Raw genomic sequence first — 20,461 nt, 5'->3', positions numbered from 1 at the left:
TCTTTCACCGCCTCAACAGCCTTTTCCGCAGCAGGCGCCACTTCTTTCACCGCCTCAACAGCCTTCTCCGCAGCAGGCGCCACTTCTTTCACCGCCTCAGAAGCCTTGTCAGATGGAGAGTATTGAGAAGCCTTTCGCGCTGCACTTTGAACAGAGGAAGTAAAACAGGCTATAAGAACCGCCATACAAAAGAGAGTTTTCCAATTTTTCTTATAACACAACCCCATATTTTTCTCCCCTCAAGAGTCAATCCAATGGTTTTGAAAAACCATCTATTCTAATTATCATTCATGTTATTTAAGAGTTGTAACAGCACGCCGATTTTGGTTCCAACAAGAAATATCATCACATACTGCAACAGGTCTTTCTTTTCCATAAGAAATCGTTTGAATTCGTTGCGCAGATACGCCAAGAGAAACCAAATAATTACGCACAGCAACAGCACGACGCTGTCCAAGTGCCAAATTATATTCACGCGTCCCCCGCTCATCAGCATGGCCTTCAATCATAATAGAATGATAAGGATAACGAAGCAACCATTCTGCTTGGCGCATTAAAATACGTTCAGCATCAGGCTCGATTGAAGAAGAATCAAGACTAAAGAAAACGCGATCTCCAACGTTAACAGTAAATTCCTGCCCCGAACCTGAAGCGGATTGATGAAAACCATCCTTCAAATAAGAACTGTTCATACCGTTTGGCCCCCCCACATGGCTTTTGCCACAACCAACCAAGGACAATGAGGAAAAAAAGATAACAGCTAAGGGATGAAAGAGTACATTTTTAATAGAGCGCATATATTGGATTCTCCTTAATTACTAAATATTGACAGGATAACTTCTTTCAAGAGCGCTTTAAGAATAGTTATTAATTCCTAATGAAACAGAAATTTTCTCTCATTCTTTACCATTCATCATTTTTAAATTTCGTTGTTTTTCTTCATCTCAGCCTTTCAGCACCAACGACAATCGCGCTTATACTGTCTCTGTATCACCCTGTTATATGTCATCCTGCTGATTTTTTTGCAAAGCATTCAGTTTTGCAAAAACCTTATCAGCATCAAAAGTCTTGTGAGGATCATCTTCACGCTGTTCTTCATCGAAAACAGGATTTTCTGTCACTGATGCTGGAAGCAAAGACGGATCTCCCTCTGGAGAAACAGGGCGATTTTTTGCAGCACGGTGAAGTTCGAGATCCAAATCAATTTGTGAACAAAGTCCCAACCCTACAGGATCCAGCGGAACCAAATTAGCGCTATTCCAATGGGTTCTATGACGAATTTGTTCAATAGTTGCTTTTGTTGTTCCAATCAACCGTGCAATCTGTGCATCTTTCAACTCGGGATGGTTTGTTACCAACCACAAGATACCATTCGGACGATCTTGACGTCGAGAAAGAGGAATATACCGTGCACCTTTCCGTTTTTTTTCCGGAATGTGAACTCTGGATTCGGAAATTTTTAAGCGTGCATTTTTATCAGCCTCCACGCGTGCAATTTCACTGCGCGTCAATTGGCCAGAATTAATGGGATTGAGACCTTTAATACCATGCGCTGCTTCGCCATCGGCAATAGCTTTTACTTCCAACACGTGCAATTTACAAAATTCTGCAATCTGATCAAAAGAAAGAGCAGTGTTATCAACCAGCCAAACAGCTGTCGCTTTGGGCATCAAAAGTTGCGTTGCCATCTTTATAATATCCTCTCACTTTGCCTCTTTATAGCATTCTTGAGGCAGGTTATTGCTCCCTGTAGAGCATTAGAACTTTTTCTTACACGTCAGGCTTTTTCACCCACTCTTCAATTAAAGCGAGACATGGAGTAAACCATTTTTGCCATGAAATTATATTCTTTATAGCCTGATTTTTAATGAACGACAAGACATCTGTCTTGTAATGATCCTCAACAGAGTGTCTTTACCTTTAAGGTGAATTTTCTTATAAAGGGTTTATTTGATCATTTTACCCTCTGTTGCGGCACATTTATTCTGAGAAAATGGGTTTTTAATTGCCTTAAATCAGGAGAAACCCAACGGGAAGACAAGCCTTTAAACTGGAAAGAAAACTATGGCAGGCCATTCACAATTTAAAAACATTATGCACCGTAAGGGGCGTCAAGACGCGATGCGCTCGAAAATTTTTTCTAAGCTTGCACGCGAAATTACAGTTGCAGCCAAACAAGGGGCACCTGATCCAGCCATGAATCCACGCTTAAGGCTCGCCGTCCAGAATGCCAAAGCACAATCGATGCCGAAAGACAATATTGAGCGCGCTATTAAAAAAGCTTCCGGCAACGATGTCGAACATTATGATGAAGTGCGCTACGAAGGATATGGTCCAGGTGGTGTTGCAGTCATTGTCGAAGCTTTAACTGATAACCGCAATCGCACTGCTTCAAATGTGCGGGCGGCCTTCACGAAATCAGGCGGAGCTTTGGGCGAAACAGGTTCCGTGAGCTTCATGTTTCAGCGCATTGGTGAAATTATCTATAAGCCCGAAGCAGGAACAGCAGACAGCATCATGGATGCCGCGATAGAAGCTGGTGCAGAAGATGTGCAAACAGAAGAAACGGGACACCATATTACTTGTGCCTTTGAAGATATTGGTGAAGTTTCTAAAATGCTTGAAGCAAAACTTGGTGAAGCAGAATCGATCAAAACCGTTTGGAAAGCCTCCACCCTTGCACCAATAGATGAAGAAAAAGCTTTATCCGTTTTGCGGCTTATTTCGACATTAGAAGAAGATGATGACGTACAAAATGTTTATGCCAATTTTGATGTCAGCGAAGAGATTTTAGCAAAACTCTCTGGTTAATCTCTATATAACCCTATGCAATTATCCCACATGCAACAATGATGGCGTGTGTTTTCTTGAGCAGAAAACCTTCTGCGCTGCTTACAAAACTGTTACTGTCTTTCATTGTTGCTGCACAAAAAATAAATCCCCGCTCTTGAAGCGGGGCATCTCATACAGGTTCAAAAAATACAAAAACTTCTGTCAATTTTTTCAACAGCCCCTTTTCTGAAAGGATTTTCCCCAAGAAATTCCAATACCACCAAACCACAGCAGATGGTGTGTAGAGCTTACAATACATTCAGATCAACCACTTATAAATTGCAACAAATCAGCCTTCTTTATCTGTAAAGATGATTATACTTGCATAGATTTTCGCATTGTTTTTTTCTTCAACGGTTCCTTTTATTGCATATTAAGCAATGGTGACCATGCTGGATCAGAAGCATCATTGGGCGTATCTACTTGGCGTTCATTGCGTCCAGTAATATCAATGGTATAAAGTTTGGGACCCATGCCCGGATTTTTGCGAAAAAACATCAACACGCGCCCATTAGGAGCCCAAGTTGGACCTTCATTGTGAAACCCTGTCGTTAAAATCCGTTCTCCTTGTCCATCAGGACGCATAACACCAATGGAAAATTGTCCCTCTGATTGTTTTGTAAAGGCGATATAATCACCCCGCGGGGACCAAATGGGTGTAGAATAGCTCCCTTCATTTGAGGAAATACGCTGAAGGTTGCTCCCATCCGCATTCATTGTATAGATTTGCGGCTTTCCGCTACGATCAGATGAAAAGACGATTTGTGTCCCATCGGGTGAATAAGAAGCTGATGTATCAATGGCCGAAGTTGTTGTAAGCCGCGTCATCGTACGAGTACGTAAATCCATAGTGTAAAGATTTGCACTCCCATCATTTTGTAACAAACTCATAATTACTTTTTGTCCATCAGAAGAAAAACGGGGAGCAATTGTCATATTGTCAAAGGTTCCTATCAACTCTCTTTGCCCCCTTTCAATTTGTTGAAGATAAACGTGAGGCACTTGATTATGCGGATAAGCCATATAGGTAATTTCTTGTCGTTTTGGTGAAAACCGCGGTGTTAAAACCAACTCACGACCATCAGAAATATAAACAAAATTTGCTCCATCTTGATCCATAATTGCTAAGCGTTTAATACGCGCATTTTGGGGCCCTGTTTCATCTATAAAAACAATTCGCGTATCAAAATAACCACTTTCCCCCGTCATCTCACTATAGATCTCATCGGCGATCATATGTGCAACACGCCGCCAATGTTCTGTAGCAGTATAAAAACGCCGTCCTTTGAGCTGTCGCTGTCCAAAAACATCCCATAAACGAAACTCGACTCTTAACCGGCCATCAACTTCCCTTATAACTTGTCCGGTGACCAACCCTTGCGCTTTTATTTTTTTCCAATGCGTAAAACGCGGTTGCTTGTTGGGATTGATAATTTTTTCAAAAAAAGACGCCTTATCAAGCGGTAAAAAAAGTCCTGACCGTTCAAGATCATCTTTAACTACAGCTGCTATTTTCAACCCTATTGAATCATTAGAAATAAGATCCGTAATAGCAATAGGAATAGGATTAAAGTCAGCACTAGAAATAGTCCCTTTCAGCTGTGCCTGAACCGATGAAAAACTCGAAAGCCACAAACAACCAGTGACAATAAACCAAGAAAAAAAATGATGTCTCGTTATAGTCATCATGGAATGTATCCTTTCATTAAGAACAAAACATATCTGTATTTCATCGCGCTATTTCTTGAAGGGGATCAACATTGAAATCGAAACCCTGCCCCCACAAATCATATTGATCACGTGGAAGATCAGCATAAGGTTGGCATGAAAAAACAGCCGCATACACCTGTCTTACCATAATGGCTTGCTGGCTCTCTGCACCGCTTAAAGGATCAATAATGGGATCTCCCATCACCATTCCCTGACGATCTAGGTAAAACCGCAAACGCACAACCGGACGGTTTTTTAAATCACCACCAAGCGCTACAAGTTTAAGCTTCTGTTGAATACACCCCCCAGCAATACTGACCAATGTTTGTGCCATTTTTGTGGTATCACCAATATTTTTTCTTGCCCCCAAAGCTTCTGGTGATCTAGAGCGTTTTGCCCCCCCTCCTTGTGTGCGTGCACGATTCAGCAGATTATTTTCCTCACTTACCAAAATATCTTCAATTGTTTGGTCTTTTATTTGCTGGTTTTGTTTTTTTACTGCTTGCGCATTTTGGGGTGTGGATTGTTTAGGTGATTTTGGTTTGGATTGTGGAAGAGGAAACTTATCTGGCAGCGTTATTTTGGGAGTTTGTTGGGGTGCTGGTGTTTGTTCTACAGATGTTTGGGAAAGCGTTGAAGCCGGCTCTTGCAGCAATGTTTCCTCTTTATTTTGAAGCGTCTCCAAAGGCACCTCTGGCATCACCTTTGGGACATCCTCTTGGGGCGTCTCCAAAGGCACCTCTGGCATAACCTTTGAGTCATTCTCTTGGGGCGTCTCCAAAGGCACCTCTGGCATCACCTTTGGGGCATCCTCTTGGGGCGTCTCCAAAGGCACCTCTGGCGTTACCTTTGGGGCATCCTCTTGGGGCATCTCCAAAGGCACCTCTGGCATAATCTTTGGAGCATCCTCTGGAGAGGTTTCTATTTTTGGAGGCATTTGTGTATTTTCTTGTGATGCTTCTTTCTCTGTAAATTCTAGTGAAGGCTTTTCCGACGGGTTCTCTTCTCCTGATGGCGTAGGTGTTGCTTCAATGAGTCGTGGTTTTTCATTTTGTCTAAAGGGTGAGACACTATCGAGCAGCCCTTCTCCAAAATGACGCGCGACTTCTTTTTCTTGTGGTTTTGTGGTTGGTTTCACTGCTGGAATTTCACGCACAGGGGCATTCACTGCTCCTTGTTGAGAAGACAGCTCTTGCGTTAAAGGAGCAAGAGTGATTGGAATTGCTTCCAATTGTTGTGGAAGGGAAACAGGACTGATGAAATGAATCCCCGCCCAACCAAGCAAAACCACATGTCCTGCAAGAGATAAAGTCAAGCCTCGTTTCATACTATGATAAGAGCCTTTGTTCATCTCCATACCTTACGTATTTTTAAAACTGCCTGTTTTTTTGCAGACAAAGTGTATTTTACATACAACATGTGACAGTTCACCATCATCATCTTATTGTACCAAACTGGCTAAAGCCACTTGCGAAAAACCTGCTTTTTGAATATCGGCGAGCAATTTTAACACTTGTTGATATTCAACAGTTTTAGCGGCCCGCACAAAAAGACGCCTGTTCTTTTGTTCAGGCTCAGACTCCAATTTGGCTTTGAGTTGGGCAATGAGAGCTTCAGCTGTCTCGTAATAGTCTTGATTAATAGCGAAGCGCCCTTGTGCATCAAGTGAAACCGTGAGAGGGGTGTCTTTCGTTTGCACGGGTCCAGCTTGACTATGCGGCAAATCAAGAGGAACTCCGTTAACCAAAAGGGGAGCAGAAACCATAAAAATAATCAACAACACCAGCATGACATCAACAAATGGTGTCACATTGATCTCACTCATCAATTGGCGATGTGAATAATGCCGCCTGCGTGTGTTTTTTGAAGAAGAAGCAACAGAAATTCCCATGGAGTATTCCTCTTATAATGGTGAATGCGCTGTGAGGGTTTCATCAATACGCCGTGAGACAATGGTTGAAAATTCATCAGCAAAATTTTCTATTTGTGCAATAATCCGCGCACTTTCATGAACTAATTTGTTATAAGCGATAACCGCTGGAATTGCTGCAAATAAGCCAATGGCAGTGGCTAAAAGTGCTTCAGCAATACCTGGAGCAACAATTGCCAATGACGTATTTTGAGAGGCTGAAATAGAAAGAAAGGAGCTCATAATCCCAATGACCGTTCCAAAAAGACCGATAAAAGGCCCCGCCGATCCCAATGTTGCTAAAAAACCTAATTTTGATTCTATTTTTGCACTTTCACGCCCCAGCGTGAGATTCATAGCCTTATCAATCCTACTCTGTAGACTTATCGATGTATGAATTCCTTTTTCAAGGGATTTTTTCCATTCCACCATTGCTGCCATAAAAACTGCAGAGATGCTATTGGTGCGCTGACTTTTACATTCAGCGTAAAGATCTTCTAGTGCCTTACCTGACCAAAATAGACGTTCAAATTGTTTTATTTCACGCCGTATTCTCCGATAGGTGAAGACTTTATCAAAAATAATTGCCCAGCTCCATACAGAAGCGAGCAGCAACGCAATCATAACAGCTTTAACGATCCAACTTGCTTGCATAAACAAATGCAGCATTCCCATCATTTCTGGATTCGCTAGTTCTATATGTGGCATCGTTTTTGTCCCCTTAAAGGTTCATTTGTTAAAGTTTAATAAAGCAGATTGTTTTATAGTTTCTAAATTTCGAAAAAAAAATTCAATGCCTCTTCAGACGAGAGCCCATACAATCTCACTTTTTGAACAGCGACTATTTTTAAACAGGAATTGTTGAAAAAAGCCCTTTAGGTAAACGCCGTGGTTTTCCTATCTCATTAATGAGAGCAATTTCAACCTTTGCTGTTACCAATATCATATCCCCCCGCACAATACATTGCTCCATAAAAAAACGTGCTCCCTGAATGCGATTAACCCGTGTTTTAATGGTTAAAAGATGATCGATTTGTGCTGGTCGTAAAAAATTAATTTCCATATGACGGACTACAAAAAACAGTTTTTCGCCCTCGATACCTGAAGCTAGCATCTTGTTATTAAGACCTGTATCCCGTAAAAATTCTGACCGTCCCCGTTCAAAAAATTCTAGATAGCGTGCATGGTAAACCACACCAGAAAAATCTGTATCAGCAACATAAACACGCACTTGAAAATCATGAAACGCGTTTTCATGATCTTTAAAAGAAGATGTTTCCATCATTTGCTCCATCCCATAAAGCCATTTAGAGGGGTAAATTGTCTTATATATCGGACAATTGACCGCATTTTTGTGTTAAAATCGTGGAAGTGAAAGCATAAAATCTTCAATGCCCCTGCGCTTGTTTTATAAGCATTCGCCCCCACACAGTGTATTTTTATCTGTTGAAAAACATTTGTCGCTTAAAAAGATGTTTCAGTCACCTTCTCCATCCCATAAAGTTTTTTGGAGGGATGAATTGTCTTGTATATCAGAGAGAGTACGTTTTTGTGTTGAAGTTGTGGAAGCTGGAGCACAAAGTCCCAAATGGCTCCACGCTTGTTCTGTGAGAATTCGCCCACGAGCAGTGCGCTGAATAAAACCCTGCTGAAGAAGATAGGGTTCAATAATATCTTCAATGGCATCGCGCGGTTCTGAAAGAGCAGCAGCAATCGTTTCAATCCCCACCGGCCCTCCTAAAAAAGTTTCTGCAATGAGGAACAAATAGCGACGATCAAGAGGATCAAGCCCCAGATGGTCAACTTCAAGACGAGAAAGGGCTTCATCGGCAACTTTACGATCAATTTTTTCCGCCCTTTTGACCAGAGCAAAATCACAAACCCGTCGTAATAGCCTCCCGGCAATGCGTGGTGTACCACGTGCACGGCGCGCAATTTCATGAGCGCCATCATCACTAATCTGGACCGAAAAAAGCCGCGCATTGCGTTGAACGATATATTCCAATTCCTCTATGGTGTAAAAATTGAGACGAATTGGAATGCCAAAGCGGTCTCGTAATGGGGTGGTTAACAATCCCAAACGCGTGGTTGCAGCCACCAAGGTAAATTTAGCAAGGTCAATTTTCACCGAACGGGCCGCGGGACCTTCACCAATAATAAGATCCAGCTGATAATCTTCCATAGCTGGATAAAGAATTTCTTCAATTGCCGGACTTAAACGGTGAATTTCATCAATAAAAAGGACATCCCGTTCTTCTAGATTCGTCAAAAGAGCAGCCAAATCCCCTGCTTTAGCGATGACAGGTCCTGAAGTAGAGCGAAAATTCACCCCTAATTCTTTTGCCATAATCTGTGAAAGTGTTGTTTTTCCCAATCCTGGGGGACCGACAAACAAAACATGGTCGAGTGCTTCTTGGCGTGCCTTTGCTGCTTCGATAAATATTTTCAGATTTGCCCGTGCCGCTTCTTGACCAATAAAGTCATCGAGCACTTGTGGTCTTAAAGAACGATCTGGATCGTTGGGGAGAGGAATGGCACCTAAAAGGCGTTGATCTTCATCTTTATGCATTGTTACCTTTTACTCAAGTGGAAGGAGAAAGCAGTTTGAGACTATGGCGAATAAGCAGAGCAGAGGAAACATTTTCCCCTTCAAGATCCTTCATCGCTAAAGCAAGAACACGAGCAGCTTTATCACGTTCAAAACCGAGATTGATCAAAGCAGAGAGTGCCTCGTTGGTTGATTGTTGCGCTCCATCCAAATGAGGAATGGGAGCAGAATGGAAAGCGCTGTCATTGAAGGGAAGTGCTTTGCTTTTGAGTTCCCCAACAATTCTTTCACTGACTTTTTTACCAACGCCTGGAGCACGACTAATCATGGCAATATCGTTTAATGCAATGGCTTGTGCAAGTTCATCTGGTGATAAAGTCCCCAAAATTGCCAAAGCAACCTTAGCCCCCACACCAGGCACATTTTGCAGCAAGCAAAACCACTCTTGTTCTGCTCTTGTAGCAAAACCAAAAAGGCGAATAGCGTCTTCACGAACATGTGTTTCAATAAAGAGGCTTATACTCTCACCAAGAGCTGGTAAAGAGGGACGCAGCCGATTTGACACAAAAACCACATAACCCACGCCCTGAACATTCACAAGGATATGATCATCAAAGATATGTTCAAGAATACCTTTTAATTTACCGATCATGCCATAATTCCACTCATACCATAATCTTTGAAAGATAAGAAATGCTGCTGCGATGCACACGACGGCAAAGAGCAATTGCCTCAGCCGCATCATTGCACTCAAATTCAGCACGAGGAAGCAAAACTTTTACCATCATAAGAAAAGCATCAAAGATATGTTCAAAAGCACCTTTTAATTTACCGATCATGCCATAATTCCACTCATACCATAATCCTTGAACGATGAGAAATGCTGCTGCGGTGCATGCTATGACAAAGAGCAAGAGCAAGTGCATCAGCCGCATCATTGCTGTCAAATTCAGCACGAGGGAGCAAAACTTTTACCATCATATGAATTTGTTCTTTAGCACCATGACCAACACCAATAACCGATTTTTTTACTTTATTTGGAGCATATTCAAAAACGGGAAGATTTGCTTGCGCAGGAACAAGCAGAGCAACAGCGCGCGCTTGTCCAAGTTTTAAAGTAGCCGTAGCATCTTTATTAACAAACACGTGTTCCACAGCCGCTTCATGAGGCATAAATTGATGCACAATCTCTGAAAGTCCCCTATAGAGCTGGCAAAGTCTGGAAGCAAGGTCACACTTCACATGAGAAGAAACTGTCCCTGCTGCAATGAATTGAAGACGATTTCCTAAAAGATCGATAACACCCCATCCTGTATGCCGTAGTCCGGGATCAATGCCTATAATACGAATCGTCTCTGCCATAAATTCGAACTCTATACATTTTTGCAGTGTTTGAACAGATGCGCTTACAAACAAAGAGAAAATACACCTTCTTTAGCAATGCGCATAAACCCCATAGACATGTCTCAATGGAGAAAGGAACCAGACTTCAAGAGGATCAGACCTCAAGAGGAATTGTCTGTCATAAGCTCAAAGTCTTTATACCTTCTCCACACGTGGACAGCATTCAGGAAGCAAAGTAAACAAAGGAACATACCAATAACACAGAGGGAAAAGAAGAAATGGATTGAAATACGTTCGAGAGAGCCGGCAGAGAGCTGAAGACAGAGCCTTTCATGAAAAACTACAAATTACAGAAACTTTTTGCATTTTTATTGTAAATCCCCTGAAATTCCTTTATGACTAAAAAGGTGGTTTTGGTCGTATACGCAACGATCAATAGAGTGTTGGAAGCTCTAAGACTCAAACATAAAAATTGATCCCGCTTTGCGGGTGTCCCGGGATTCCGGGAGCTTTTGTTATGTCCAAGTGTGATAAGCACTAAAAGCAAAAGGCTGATTTGAGTTCAGTGCTTCCAACCTCCCGGAATACCAACGCGAGGGCGCTCGCAACCGGTGGGGGGCATAAAATGCAAGCCAAAAATCTTTTTCACGACATTTTGATAGGCAAAAAAATTCGCTTTAAGCGAAAAATGCTGAAAATGTCTCAGAAAGAATTAGGGAACCACTTGAGAGTAAGCGCGCAACAAATTCAAAAATATGAAACAGGATTAAATCGCGTAAGCGCTGGGCGTTTGAAGGAAATTGCCAATATTCTCAACGTACCACTTTCCTTTTTTTACACTGATATCCTCACAAAACAACAACCTCCATACTCTCATGATGAAATCATCTCGAGCAGAGAAGAATATCTGCTTTTAAAAAGCTTTAGAGTTCTGAATTCTGTAAAACAAAAAGCAATTTTACAGTTAATCTCCAATCAGAAGTAAAACCTAAGCAAGATCGATGCACAAAAGTGCCCCCGCTTTTCTCATAAGTTTTAATGTGATGCGGATACAAAAAACGCGCTACAGAATTCTCTAGGAACGCCGAAATGCTGTTTTCAGGAATTCGATTTGTTTTCCTACTGGATTTTCCTCTTCTAGGATATGAGGAGATCCGTCTTCTTTATCGGTGCGCATATAGTGCATACGCGCTTCGAGACGAAGGGAACGTGCAACAAAATTGCGGAAGACTTCTGGTAATTCTTGCCAATGTGCACTTTCTAATTCCAGTGTTGGTGTATGAAGTGATACTTTTGCTATTTCTTTTTGTATTTGTTCTGGTGTCATTTCTCCTTCACGCTCGGCACGAAGGAGGAGGAGTTGAGAAGCAATTTGCATCAGCCTTGTACTGAGAAACATAGCTTCTTTTGCATAAAGTGCAGAAATTTCTGCTGAAAGAGTCCGTGCAGCCAATTTTCCTTCGGTGTCGATATAGGTTGCAGTTTCTTCAATCAATGTCATCGTCTCTTCATAGAGGCGATTAAAGGCATTTTCAAACGCACTATGTTCAATCATGATGATGGGCTCATCATCGGAATGTTTAGGTGCACTCACGCTTTATACTCCAAATATCCTCACAAAGACTACGATACTCAACGAAGTGAGAACTAAAAAGTTTCTTTATTTTCTTGTAGTGAATAATTTTTTTAATTGAGTACCTCTTTTAAAACGCTTGCGCAATGCGCTTCTTAAGCTAAGGTTAACGCGTCTAAGAACAGCATTACAAACTAACAGTTTTTTTTGCAGAAAACCACCGCAAAGACTGACGTTTTTCATAATAATAGGCAACAGCAAATTGCGCTATAATACCACTTATAATAAGGAGAGTATCGGAAAAAAACGTTCCTGTCATCACTGTTTTTAAAACTTGTCCAAACATGGCAAACACCGTTCCTGTTACAAAGACAGGTAAACTGTGTTTTCCTAAGATAGCTAAGGGATGTTGTGGTGAGACATAAAACCACTGGCTCAAGCGTGGCAAGCAAAGGATCAATGTTGATAACGCAATAACATGGAATAGACGAGGCAAGCTTAAAAAAGTTTTATTAAAATTCATCAAAGGGGAAGAAGACCATCCAAGCCACTCTACAACACCCCACCAATTCAAGCGAACCCACAACAACGAAAGCAAAAGATAGCTAGCAGCAAGAATAATCCAAAAAGGCTGAAAGGCGATTGTTTTTCCTTGTTTAAGAGACAAAGTGCTTATTAATCCTATGACAAACAAGAATTGCCAAGATAAAGGATTAAAAAACCATTTTCCCTCTAAAGGGTAAGAAGGTGGAGCAATCTCATAAAATCCGCAAATGAGGTAGAGTATGAATGAACCCAAAAGCAGCAGTCCTTTGTGCTTACAACTGCAATAAAGGAAAAAAGGTGCAAAAAACATCAGAGTCATATAAAGGGGAAGAATGTTGTTATATCCCAATTGATGCCCCAAGCTTAAGATGCTAAAAAATGCGACAAAAGGTTGGGTATAAAAGAGACCCACATTATTCATCGTTAAAAGTTGCTCTGTACGCCATAATAAGAAGGCTCCTAAAAAAAGGCTGAGCGTTACAAAAGTTGTAAAAAGATAGGCTCCATAAAGTTGCAAAGCCCTCTGCCAAAGTTTGCGAACAATAAAAACAAAAGACTCTCGAGATAAATACGCATGAAAACTTAATCCAAGCGAAACACCTGAAAGCAAAACAAAGATTTCTGCTGAATCGGAAAAACCAAAGTTTTTATGTGTGATATGTTCGTATAAGGTTCCAGGAATATGGTTGATGAAAATCGTCAATAAGGCTAAAGAACGAAAAACATCAATGCGTGTATCACGATAAGAAGGATGTGTTTTATACTTAACACCGGTTTGGGTACTCATAAACGGACCTCCATACGCAACAAAAGAGATCATTCGCTTTTAGCAAAGCGCGCTTATATGATGAAATTTTATTTTTAAAAGTCAAGTTTATTTTTAAAATCAAGGACTTTGCATGACAAAACAGAAAAATAAACCGCCCGAATCGCATCTTGAATCGCATTCTCAAACGGAATCCTATCCTCAATTGGTTTTGACATTAGATGTTCGACGGTCTTTAGAGCCTGAGCTTTTGCGCCAACTCTTGCACACCCCAACTTCGCAAACCCAAAGTACAAAAACCCAAAGTTTGCAAACAAAATCTTTTGCATGCGTCATTCTCTATGATTCCCAAGATGATGAAGCTTTTTTACAAAAACGCGCGCAAATCTATGGAGAAGATATTCAAGGAAATGATATCGCCCTTCTCATCGCGGGTGACAGCCGCATTGCAGGACGAGTAAAGGCTGATGGCTTGCATGTAGAGAGTGATCTTAACACTCTTGCAAACCTTGAAAATCAGAAAAGGGAGCAAAAAATCATAGGTTTTGGAAATTTGCGCAATCGCCATAGCGCCATGCTTGCTGGAGAAGCCGGCGTGGACTATCTGCTGTTTGGAAAACTTGGTGCTGATAAAAAACCACATGCGCACCCGCGCAATGTGCAGTTAGGACAATGGTGGGCAGAAGTGATGGAAATCCCTGCCATTGTTCAAGCGGGGAGCGATTTTGCAAGTTTTGATGAAGTACTCAAAACCACTTGTGAATTTATCGCTGTTGAAGAGATCATTTTTGCCCACGACAATCCCTTGATGATACTTGAAATGATGCAAGAAAAATGTAAAAAATCCCCCCTGTGATACGCAGAGACTATCATGGGCGATTGATGATACTGAGGGGGACAGAAATGGATGAGGATCACCCAAGACACGATGGAACGTTTGAAGAGCTTCAAGAGATAGTTCGCAAAATTGGATATAAAATTATAGACATTACATGCGAACCAACTTTCGTTGGGTCCCCACGAATGCGCACTGGGAGCGCGTATAATATTGAAATTTCTAAGGGAAAATACATTACTTTTTTTACAAACACAAAAATAGTCTACTGTCACGGTGCAAAAACCGTTAAAAAAAAGTTAGAAAAAGAGCTGGCTAAGTATAGAGTAGCTAAGTATACAGGAAAATCACGCCCCTCTTCTCTACCGAATACTTCCAATGTCTCTCCCTCTGTTTCTCCAAAAGTTTTTATCGTTCACGGTCATGATCATACTGCTCTAGAGCAACTTGAACTTATTCTTCGCAGACTTAATCTTGAACCTTACATCTTACAAAATACGAGTGGCAATGGTTCAACCATCATTGAAGCTTTAGAAAAAGAAATTAATACGCAAAAAAGTTCAATAAAATTTGGTATTGTTCTGCTTACTCCCGATGACATGGGCTATGCCAAATCTGACGGTGAAACAGCAGCAAAACCTCGTGCGCGACAAAATGTTATTCTCGAAATGGGTATGTTAATGTCCGCACTTTCTCGCAAAAATGTTGCTATTCTAAAAAAACAAGATATTGAAGTCCCTTCAGATATTAGTGGAATTAAATACATTGGTTTCAATAAGCACGTAAAAGAGGCAATTCCAGAGCTTTGTCAACATTTACAAGCCTCTGGTTTTAATATTGATCCAAAAGCAATTGCTTATGCATTCAGTTAAATTTAAACAACGCCCTATAGGACAACTGAAGGTTCTAAAGTTCGAACGCAAAAAGAGCCCTTTATAAAAGAGCCTATTCTATGCGTGTATTTGGGATTCCGGGAGATTTTGCTCTGTCCAGGTGCGATAAGCACTAAAAGCAAAAAGGCTGATTCAGACTTCAGTTCTTTCAACTCCCGGAATACCAATGCGAGGGCGCTCGCAACCGGTGGGGGGCATAAAATGCAAACTAAAAATCTTCTTAACCGACATTTATAGGCAAAAAAAATCACTTCAGAAATAAAACTTAAACAGCAAGATCAACCAAAAAAGTGCCACCACTTTTCTCACCAGTTTTGATTTGATGCGCAACACAGAGCCTCTCATTTAAAAACGCAGTGCTACTTGTAAAAACTATAAATTACAGAAACTTTTTTCATTTTCATTGTAAATTCCCTGAAATTCCTTTATGACTAAAAAGGTGTTTTGGTCGTCTACGCAACGATCAATAGGGGCCTTGAAAACCCTGAAATCCGAGCGTAAAAATGAACCCACTCTGTGGGTATCCCGGGATTCCGGGAGTTTTTGCTATGTCCAGGTGCTTATCAAGCACTAAAAGCAAAAAGGCTGACTCGGATTCAGTATTTTCAAGCTCCCGGAATACCAATGCGAGGGCGCTCGCAACCGGCGGGGGGAGTAAAATGCAAACCAAAAATCTTTTTCACGACATTTTGATAGGCAAAAAAATTCGCTTTAAGCGAAGAATGTTGAAAATGTCTCAGAAAGAATTAGGACACCACTTGAAAGTAAGCGCACAACAAATTCAAAAATATGAAACAGGATTAAATCGTATAAGCGCTGGGCGCTTAAAAGAAATTGCCGATATTCTCAACGTGCCACTTTCCTTTTTTTACGCGGAGATCCTCACAAAACAACAACTTCCATACCAACATGATGAAATCATCTCTAGCAGAGAAGAATATCTGCTTTTAAAAAGCTTTAGAGTTCTGAATTCTGTAAAACAAAAAGCAATTTTACAGTTAATCTCTGATCAGAAGTAAAAGTTTGAACAAGCATGGAAAAGCACTCCCCTCTTCATACATGACAATGGAAAAAATCATTTTTGCCCATCCTTTGATCAAGCTTGAAATGATGAAGAAAAAGTGTCAAAATCCCCACTTGTGATGGGGAGAAAGCATCCATGATAAACAAAGCCATAATAAAAAGAAGCTTTTTCATCCTGATAGGGATTTGGCTTGCAACCACTGTTGAAAGCTCTGCTAACCTCACCGAAGAAGCCTCAAATCTTGAAAATTCCCTCAACACTATTCAAGAATCTTCAGAGACAAAAGAACCATTCCAACCCTTACAAGCAGGACAATATGATCAAGCCTATGACTATTACATCCAAGGCTATTATTTAAATGCTTTTCGTGAAGCACTAAGACGTGCAGAGCAAAATGATCCTTTTGCACAAACACTTCTTGCACGCATTTACATGGAAGGATGCGCCGTTCCTGTTGATGGTGCGCGCGCCGCTTTGTGGTATGGACGTGCCGCAAAACAAGGTGAACCACAAGCACAATTGCGCTATGGACTTATGTTGTTTGATGGTCATTTTATTACACAAAATCAAGAACTTGGTGAACAGTTTATTCAAAAAGCCGTAGAGGCTGGTGTAAAAGAAGCCTATTTTTATTATGGACAAATGGTTCTCTACAAAGCCTCACGTGAAAAGCAGGCTCTTCCTGGTGTTTCCTTACAAAATCGTGAAAGTGAAGCAAAAGAACAAGCATTAAAATGGTTCTTAAAAGGTGCTGCCCTTGGTGATGCTAACGCTGCTTTTGCCGCCGCCAGAATACTTGCCACCGGCACATTAACACGGCCAAAGGATGATCGTAATGCACGAAAACTCATGGAAGCTGCTGCGCAAAATAAACATTTTGAAGCCCAAATTCTTTTGGCACAATGGCTTGTACAAGGGCGTGGAGGAGAAACCGATTTTCAACGTGCTTTTCATTTGCTTCTCGGTCATGCACACGACATGATCCCCCCAGCACAGATTTCTCTTGCAAGGCTTTATCGGGATGGAATAGGCACAAAAGGTGATATCATAACGGCTGCAGCATGGTATATACTTGCCAAACAAGCGAAAATGGAAGCGCCTGACCTTGAAATGATGCTCCAAGGGATGAACAATACACAATTGGAAAAAGCAAAAAAAGAGGCAATAAAACTCCTACCTATTTTTTAAGAATGCTTCAAGAGCAATGCTGTTTTTACCTTCAAAGAGATAAAATCCCCAAAATCCCTAAAAAAAACAGAGAAAAGCTTTGTGCAATTTTTTAAAAAGCTTGCGTCTTCGCATTTTTTATGGTCTTGCAAAGAGTTGAAAAGTAAGAACACAAAGAGGTTCTTTTTTGGAGCACTTGGTCAAAGCTTTTTTCTCTGTAAAGAGCATGAGAACGCCCAGCGCAGGGATAATGAAAAGCGCTCCATAAAAACCGTGAGAGAGCCTACCGCAAGGATAACAAAGGGGCTTACCACAAAAACAGCAAAAGAGCTCGCCGCAAGACAACGAGGGGGATTGCCGTAAGGATAGAGAGTTCGTTTTGCAAGAATGGAATTGGATAGAAACGATGAAAATTAATGGCAATGAAATTCGTCCTGGTAATGTAATTGAGCACCAAGGAAGCTTATGGGTTGCTGTGAAATGCAATGCTGTAAAACCAGGAAAAGGTGGTGCCTTTAATCAAGTTGAAATGAAGAATTTGATTGATGGTACAAAACTCAACGAACGCTTTCGTGCTGCTGAAACGGTTGAACGCGTGCGCCTTGAACAAAAGGATTTTACTTTTCTTTATGAACAAGGGGATGCTTTGGTTTTTATGGATTCGCAATCTTATGAACAACTTGAATTGCAGAAAGACTTTGTTGGTGAGCGCGCTGCTTTTCTCCAAGATGGGATGACTGTTACCGTTGAACTTTATCAAGAAAAACCTATTGGCATATCGCTTCCAGATCAAGTCACTGTAACGATTGCAGAAGCGGATCCTGCTATCAAAGGGCAAACGGTCACATCTTCTTATAAGCCTGCCATTCTTGAAAATGGTATGCGGATTCTTGTACCACCTTTTATTAATGCCGGTGAACGTATCATTGTCGACACCAACGAATTGATTTATTTGCGTCGTGCGAATGAAAAAGGATAAATAAAGGAAGAACAGATGGCCCATTCTGCAATCATGAATGTCATGGTGCAAGCCGCAATGAAAGCTGGACGCTCTCTGGTGCGTGATTACGGTGAAGTACAAAATTTGCAAGTGTCTTTGAAAGGACCAGCAGATTATGTAAGCCAAGCAGATCGCAAAGCTGAAAAAATTATCTTCAATGAATTAAGCAAAGCACGGCCTAAATTTGGTTTTCTGATGGAAGAATCTGAAGAAATTATTGGAGAGGATTCACAACATCGTTTTATTGTTGACCCATTAGATGGCACAACAAATTTTCTCCATGGTATTCCTTTTTTTGCTGTTTCCATTGCCTTGGAAAGTCAGGGGAAAATTGTTGCTGCTGTCATTTATAATCCCGTAAGTGATGAGTTATTTACTGCTGAACGCGGTGGTGGTGCTTTTTTTAATGACCGGCGCTGTCGCGTTTCCGCACGACGCCGATTAGAAGATTGTGTTATTGCAACGGGCATGCCCCATTTTGGACGCCCAAATCATGGAGCATATCTTATCGAATTGCGCAATGTAATGGCGGAAGTTTCTGGGCTTCGCCGTTTTGGCGCTGCTGCTCTTGATTTGGCGTATGTTGCAGCTGGCCGAACCGATGGATTTTGGGAAGACAATTTGCAAATTTGGGATATGGCTGCTGGAATTTTGATGGTTCGCGAAGCCGGTGGTTTTGTTACCGATAAAGACGGAGGCGACGCTATCTTTCGCAAAAAAAATATCATCGCGGGCAATGAACGCATTCGCCTCAAATTGGAAGAAGCCCTCAAAAAAGGCATTTAAACCTCAAAAGAAGAGTCTCCCTAAAGACCAAGATTTGAGAGCATCACTCTCCACTTTCTAAACCAACATGTTGTTGGTTCGCAAAGCTGGTAATTTTCACACGGATAAAGAAGGAAAAAACGCTATCTTTCGCAAAAAGAAATATCATCGCAAATAATAAACATATTCCCATGAAACGGGAAAAACACCTCAACAAGGCATTTATCTCTCAGATATTCGAGCCCCCTATCCTATACTGTCCATAATGCTATTTTCCCCATTTTAATCCAAACAGTCTGGCACACCAGATCTAAAAGAACTCATATAAAAAAGAATTTTAAAACCGAAATTACCTAATCAATATTAGCTTAAGCCTATTCTATTCTTAAAGGAAAATAAAAGAGCTTTCATAAAAAATATCAAATAAAACAATCCTCTCCTAAACTGAACATTCCATCTGATAAATATCAAACAAATCTCAAAAATTTTACGAAAAATGACTTGTGTCGTTTTTCATTTTTTGTATATTTTAAAATAATAAAGTGTAAAAAATTAAAGGGGGGAAACAGTGAGCAAAATACAAATAAGCAAAAAAGCATTGGTCCTTTTTCTTTTATGGCTTCGTGGTCCATTCAGGGTAATACTCAGTATTGTAATGATTATAGGATTTCTAGCGCTCATAGCAATTCCTATTTCATTGTCTATATTTGAAATGGATTGGACAAAATCCTTAGTACATCTTATGATCTTTTCGTTTTTTTTCAGTTTTTGTTCCTTCCTTCTAATGATATTTTATGACAAACTCTTACGGTATCTGTCTTGAATTTTTCTTGCACTCTACCACTAACAACACTAATTAAAAACTGTCTTCTACAGATGAGGGACATGCATTTTGAAACACACTACTCAACAATAAATAAATGTGAATATATAACTTACTAATTAAAGAAGCTACTATTTATTGAACCGTCGCTTCTTTAGTTTTTGTTTATTCCAAATGATGATCCAGAAATCGTATTCGCAATAATATTATTTGTCTCAACTTCATTAGATTGAGGATTATGATCATTAGAAAACTGAATATCATTATTTTTTGGTGGTACAGGTGGAGTGTTTAAGCTAAGAGTTTCTGCTCCTTCCATTCTGGGGATACAAATAGAAGCCATAGTTCCCATAGCTTTTACTCCTATATTGGCAATATCTCTCATTTTTGGAGCAATAGATTGAGAATTTGATTGATTAGTTCCAACTGAACGACTTTTCCCTCCAACTACACATAGATTTTCACTCAATTGAGAGCTACCACTACTGTCTCTAAAAGAATTCTCTGTCATTTAAGAAGCATAAATGCTTCTGTTCGCTCCTACCATACCCCTCATATTACTACCAACGCCACGACTTGCATTCATTATAAATCCCCCACCACTCATTCCGACACCCATGCTGCCACTTATTCCTTCTATAGCACTGACTGTACGTATCTTTATCATCGACATATGTGTTTTTACCAACAACAGCCCCCCATAAAAAGCCGAAAGGGGACGTGCAA

At 40.7% G+C, this 20,461-nt stretch carries 23 protein-coding genes and 1 pseudogene; 8 read left to right on the top strand and 16 right to left on the bottom strand.

Translation table 11 applies throughout. From position 1 onward, the window contains the following. From ME1_RS08075 to ME1_RS02595, 3 genes and pseudogenes are all read right to left on the bottom strand, one after another. Positions 1-227 (bottom strand): annotated as a pseudogene (locus ME1_RS08075) (hypothetical protein); the annotation flags it as partial. A 66-nt stretch (positions 228-293) separates the two neighbouring features. Further along, a complete protein-coding gene (gene pal / locus ME1_RS02600; RefSeq protein ID WP_004862871.1) occupies positions 294-797 on the bottom strand; it encodes a peptidoglycan-associated lipoprotein Pal in 504 nt (167 codons plus the stop codon). 201 nt (positions 798-998) lie between these two features. Then, on the bottom strand, positions 999-1,688 hold the full coding sequence (locus ME1_RS02595) for a DUF1013 domain-containing protein (RefSeq protein WP_004862866.1): 690 nt from the start codon (positions 1,686-1,688) through the stop codon (positions 999-1,001). Between the two features lie 376 nt (positions 1,689-2,064). Between ME1_RS02595 and ME1_RS02590 the strand changes: the two genes are divergently transcribed. Next, the gene (locus ME1_RS02590; RefSeq protein WP_004862863.1) at positions 2,065-2,811 is read left to right on the top strand and encodes a YebC/PmpR family DNA-binding transcriptional regulator; all 747 of its coding nucleotides are present in this window, start codon (positions 2,065-2,067) and stop codon (positions 2,809-2,811) included. Positions 2,812-3,195: 384 nt separating this feature from the next. Here ME1_RS02590 and tolB read toward each other — a convergent pair whose 3' ends face one another. From tolB to ruvC, 9 genes are all read right to left on the bottom strand, one after another. Next, positions 3,196-4,518: a Tol-Pal system beta propeller repeat protein TolB gene (gene tolB, locus ME1_RS02585; protein WP_196792798.1), complete on the bottom strand. Its 1,323-nt coding sequence runs from the start codon at positions 4,516-4,518 to the stop codon at positions 3,196-3,198. Positions 4,519-4,561: 43 nt separating this feature from the next. Continuing rightward, positions 4,562-5,893: a hypothetical protein gene (locus tag ME1_RS02580; RefSeq protein WP_004862858.1), complete on the bottom strand. Its 1,332-nt coding sequence runs from the start codon at positions 5,891-5,893 to the stop codon at positions 4,562-4,564. A 90-nt stretch (positions 5,894-5,983) separates the two neighbouring features. After that, positions 5,984-6,433, bottom strand: coding sequence for a protein TolR (tolR, locus tag ME1_RS02575; protein ID WP_004862855.1), 450 nt, complete (start codon positions 6,431-6,433; stop codon positions 5,984-5,986). Between the two features lie 12 nt (positions 6,434-6,445). Next, positions 6,446-7,159, bottom strand: a complete 714-nt coding sequence (gene tolQ, locus ME1_RS02570) for a protein TolQ (protein WP_004862852.1) — start codon at positions 7,157-7,159, stop codon at positions 6,446-6,448. Positions 7,160-7,298: 139 nt separating this feature from the next. Then, a complete protein-coding gene (gene ybgC, locus ME1_RS02565; RefSeq protein ID WP_035009065.1) occupies positions 7,299-7,736 on the bottom strand; it encodes a tol-pal system-associated acyl-CoA thioesterase in 438 nt (145 codons plus the stop codon). Positions 7,737-7,928: 192 nt separating this feature from the next. After that, a complete protein-coding gene (gene ruvB / locus ME1_RS02560; protein WP_004862845.1) occupies positions 7,929-9,020 on the bottom strand; it encodes a Holliday junction branch migration DNA helicase RuvB in 1,092 nt (363 codons plus the stop codon). A gap of 13 nt (positions 9,021-9,033) precedes the next feature. Continuing rightward, complete coding sequence (ruvA, locus tag ME1_RS02555; RefSeq protein ID WP_004862842.1) at positions 9,034-9,651, bottom strand: Holliday junction branch migration protein RuvA; 618 nt, start codon at positions 9,649-9,651, stop codon at positions 9,034-9,036. Positions 9,652-9,664: 13 nt separating this feature from the next. Beyond that, positions 9,665-9,838 carry a hypothetical protein gene (locus ME1_RS08070; protein WP_004862840.1) on the bottom strand — a complete coding sequence of 58 codons (174 nt, stop codon included), beginning with the start codon at positions 9,836-9,838 and terminating at the stop codon, positions 9,665-9,667. Positions 9,839-9,851: 13 nt separating this feature from the next. Continuing rightward, on the bottom strand, positions 9,852-10,361 hold the full coding sequence (gene ruvC, locus ME1_RS02550; protein WP_004862838.1) for a crossover junction endodeoxyribonuclease RuvC: 510 nt from the start codon (positions 10,359-10,361) through the stop codon (positions 9,852-9,854). A gap of 607 nt (positions 10,362-10,968) precedes the next feature. On the opposite strand from ruvC, the gene ME1_RS02540 reads away from it, so the two are divergent. Then, a complete protein-coding gene (locus ME1_RS02540) occupies positions 10,969-11,328 on the top strand; it encodes a helix-turn-helix domain-containing protein (RefSeq protein ID WP_035011609.1) in 360 nt (119 codons plus the stop codon). A gap of 90 nt (positions 11,329-11,418) precedes the next feature. Here the strand turns inward: ME1_RS02540 and ME1_RS02535 are convergent, their stop codons facing one another. Both ME1_RS02535 and ME1_RS02530 read right to left on the bottom strand, forming a co-directional pair. Beyond that, complete coding sequence (locus tag ME1_RS02535; protein WP_004862831.1) at positions 11,419-11,937, bottom strand: DUF1465 family protein; 519 nt, start codon at positions 11,935-11,937, stop codon at positions 11,419-11,421. A gap of 166 nt (positions 11,938-12,103) precedes the next feature. After that, positions 12,104-13,249 (bottom strand): OpgC family protein, encoded by a 1,146-nt coding sequence (locus ME1_RS02530; RefSeq protein WP_004862830.1) that lies wholly within the window; start codon positions 13,247-13,249, stop codon positions 12,104-12,106. 112 nt (positions 13,250-13,361) lie between these two features. On the opposite strand from ME1_RS02530, the gene ME1_RS02525 reads away from it, so the two are divergent. The 6 genes from ME1_RS02525 (at position 13,362) to ME1_RS02495 (ending at position 18,933) form a co-directional block, all read left to right on the top strand. Further along, the gene (locus ME1_RS02525) at positions 13,362-14,084 is read left to right on the top strand and encodes a thiamine phosphate synthase (protein ID WP_004862827.1); all 723 of its coding nucleotides are present in this window, start codon (positions 13,362-13,364) and stop codon (positions 14,082-14,084) included. 47 nt (positions 14,085-14,131) lie between these two features. Beyond that, a complete protein-coding gene (locus tag ME1_RS02520; protein ID WP_004862824.1) occupies positions 14,132-14,935 on the top strand; it encodes a TIR domain-containing protein in 804 nt (267 codons plus the stop codon). Between the two features lie 680 nt (positions 14,936-15,615). Further along, positions 15,616-15,975: a helix-turn-helix domain-containing protein gene (locus ME1_RS02515; protein ID WP_035011608.1), complete on the top strand. Its 360-nt coding sequence runs from the start codon at positions 15,616-15,618 to the stop codon at positions 15,973-15,975. A gap of 155 nt (positions 15,976-16,130) precedes the next feature. Continuing rightward, positions 16,131-17,168, top strand: coding sequence for a tetratricopeptide repeat protein (locus tag ME1_RS02510; protein ID WP_425338802.1), 1,038 nt, complete (start codon positions 16,131-16,133; stop codon positions 17,166-17,168). A gap of 385 nt (positions 17,169-17,553) precedes the next feature. Continuing rightward, positions 17,554-18,126, top strand: coding sequence for an elongation factor P (gene efp / locus ME1_RS02500; protein WP_004862819.1), 573 nt, complete (start codon positions 17,554-17,556; stop codon positions 18,124-18,126). A 15-nt stretch (positions 18,127-18,141) separates the two neighbouring features. Further along, on the top strand, positions 18,142-18,933 hold the full coding sequence (locus ME1_RS02495) for an inositol monophosphatase family protein (protein ID WP_004862815.1): 792 nt from the start codon (positions 18,142-18,144) through the stop codon (positions 18,931-18,933). A gap of 956 nt (positions 18,934-19,889) precedes the next feature. Here the strand turns inward: ME1_RS02495 and ME1_RS02485 are convergent. Together ME1_RS02485 and ME1_RS07910 are read right to left on the bottom strand one after the other, a co-directional pair. Beyond that, complete coding sequence (locus ME1_RS02485; RefSeq protein ID WP_004862813.1) at positions 19,890-20,246, bottom strand: hypothetical protein; 357 nt, start codon at positions 20,244-20,246, stop codon at positions 19,890-19,892. After that, positions 20,247-20,423 (bottom strand): hypothetical protein, encoded by a 177-nt coding sequence (locus ME1_RS07910; RefSeq protein ID WP_155815190.1) that lies wholly within the window; start codon positions 20,421-20,423, stop codon positions 20,247-20,249. Positions 20,424-20,461: the final 38 nt, after the last annotated feature.

Origin of the sequence: Bartonella vinsonii subsp. arupensis OK-94-513 (assembly GCF_000278235.1) — a bacterium.
GTDB lineage: Bacteria > Pseudomonadota > Alphaproteobacteria > Rhizobiales > Rhizobiaceae > Bartonella > Bartonella arupensis.
Note: the sequence above shows the minus strand (reverse complement) of the source record. Positions and strands in the feature narration are given on the sequence as shown.

What these genes read in the sequence shown, in the direction of transcription:
- pal (WP_004862871.1), bottom strand. Translation starts at nt 797, where the DNA reads ATGCGCTCTATTAAAAATGTACTCTTTCATCCCTTAGCTGTTATCTTT.
- ME1_RS02595 (WP_004862866.1), bottom strand. Translation starts at nt 1,688, where the DNA reads ATGGCAACGCAACTTTTGATGCCCAAAGCGACAGCTGTTTGGCTGGTT.
- ME1_RS02590 (WP_004862863.1), top strand. Translation starts at nt 2,065, where the DNA reads ATGGCAGGCCATTCACAATTTAAAAACATTATGCACCGTAAGGGGCGT.
- tolB (WP_196792798.1), bottom strand. Translation starts at nt 4,518, where the DNA reads ATGACTATAACGAGACATCATTTTTTTTCTTGGTTTATTGTCACTGGT.
- ME1_RS02580 (WP_004862858.1), bottom strand. Translation starts at nt 5,893, where the DNA reads ATGAACAAAGGCTCTTATCATAGTATGAAACGAGGCTTGACTTTATCT.
- tolR (WP_004862855.1), bottom strand. Translation starts at nt 6,433, where the DNA reads ATGGGAATTTCTGTTGCTTCTTCTTCAAAAAACACACGCAGGCGGCAT.
- tolQ (WP_004862852.1), bottom strand. Translation starts at nt 7,159, where the DNA reads ATGCCACATATAGAACTAGCGAATCCAGAAATGATGGGAATGCTGCAT.
- ybgC (WP_035009065.1), bottom strand. Translation starts at nt 7,736, where the DNA reads ATGATGGAAACATCTTCTTTTAAAGATCATGAAAACGCGTTTCATGAT.
- ruvB (WP_004862845.1), bottom strand. Translation starts at nt 9,020, where the DNA reads ATGCATAAAGATGAAGATCAACGCCTTTTAGGTGCCATTCCTCTCCCC.
- ruvA (WP_004862842.1), bottom strand. Translation starts at nt 9,651, where the DNA reads ATGATCGGTAAATTAAAAGGTATTCTTGAACATATCTTTGATGATCAT.
- ME1_RS08070 (WP_004862840.1), bottom strand. Translation starts at nt 9,838, where the DNA reads ATGATCGGTAAATTAAAAGGTGCTTTTGAACATATCTTTGATGCTTTT.
- ruvC (WP_004862838.1), bottom strand. Translation starts at nt 10,361, where the DNA reads ATGGCAGAGACGATTCGTATTATAGGCATTGATCCCGGACTACGGCAT.
- ME1_RS02540 (WP_035011609.1), top strand. Translation starts at nt 10,969, where the DNA reads ATGCAAGCCAAAAATCTTTTTCACGACATTTTGATAGGCAAAAAAATT.
- ME1_RS02530 (WP_004862830.1), bottom strand. Translation starts at nt 13,249, where the DNA reads ATGAGTACCCAAACCGGTGTTAAGTATAAAACACATCCTTCTTATCGT.
- ME1_RS02525 (WP_004862827.1), top strand. Translation starts at nt 13,362, where the DNA reads ATGACAAAACAGAAAAATAAACCGCCCGAATCGCATCTTGAATCGCAT.
- ME1_RS02520 (WP_004862824.1), top strand. Translation starts at nt 14,132, where the DNA reads ATGGATGAGGATCACCCAAGACACGATGGAACGTTTGAAGAGCTTCAA.
- ME1_RS02515 (WP_035011608.1), top strand. Translation starts at nt 15,616, where the DNA reads ATGCAAACCAAAAATCTTTTTCACGACATTTTGATAGGCAAAAAAATT.
- efp (WP_004862819.1), top strand. Translation starts at nt 17,554, where the DNA reads ATGAAAATTAATGGCAATGAAATTCGTCCTGGTAATGTAATTGAGCAC.
- ME1_RS02495 (WP_004862815.1), top strand. Translation starts at nt 18,142, where the DNA reads ATGGCCCATTCTGCAATCATGAATGTCATGGTGCAAGCCGCAATGAAA.
- ME1_RS02485 (WP_004862813.1), bottom strand. Translation starts at nt 20,246, where the DNA reads ATGACAGAGAATTCTTTTAGAGACAGTAGTGGTAGCTCTCAATTGAGT.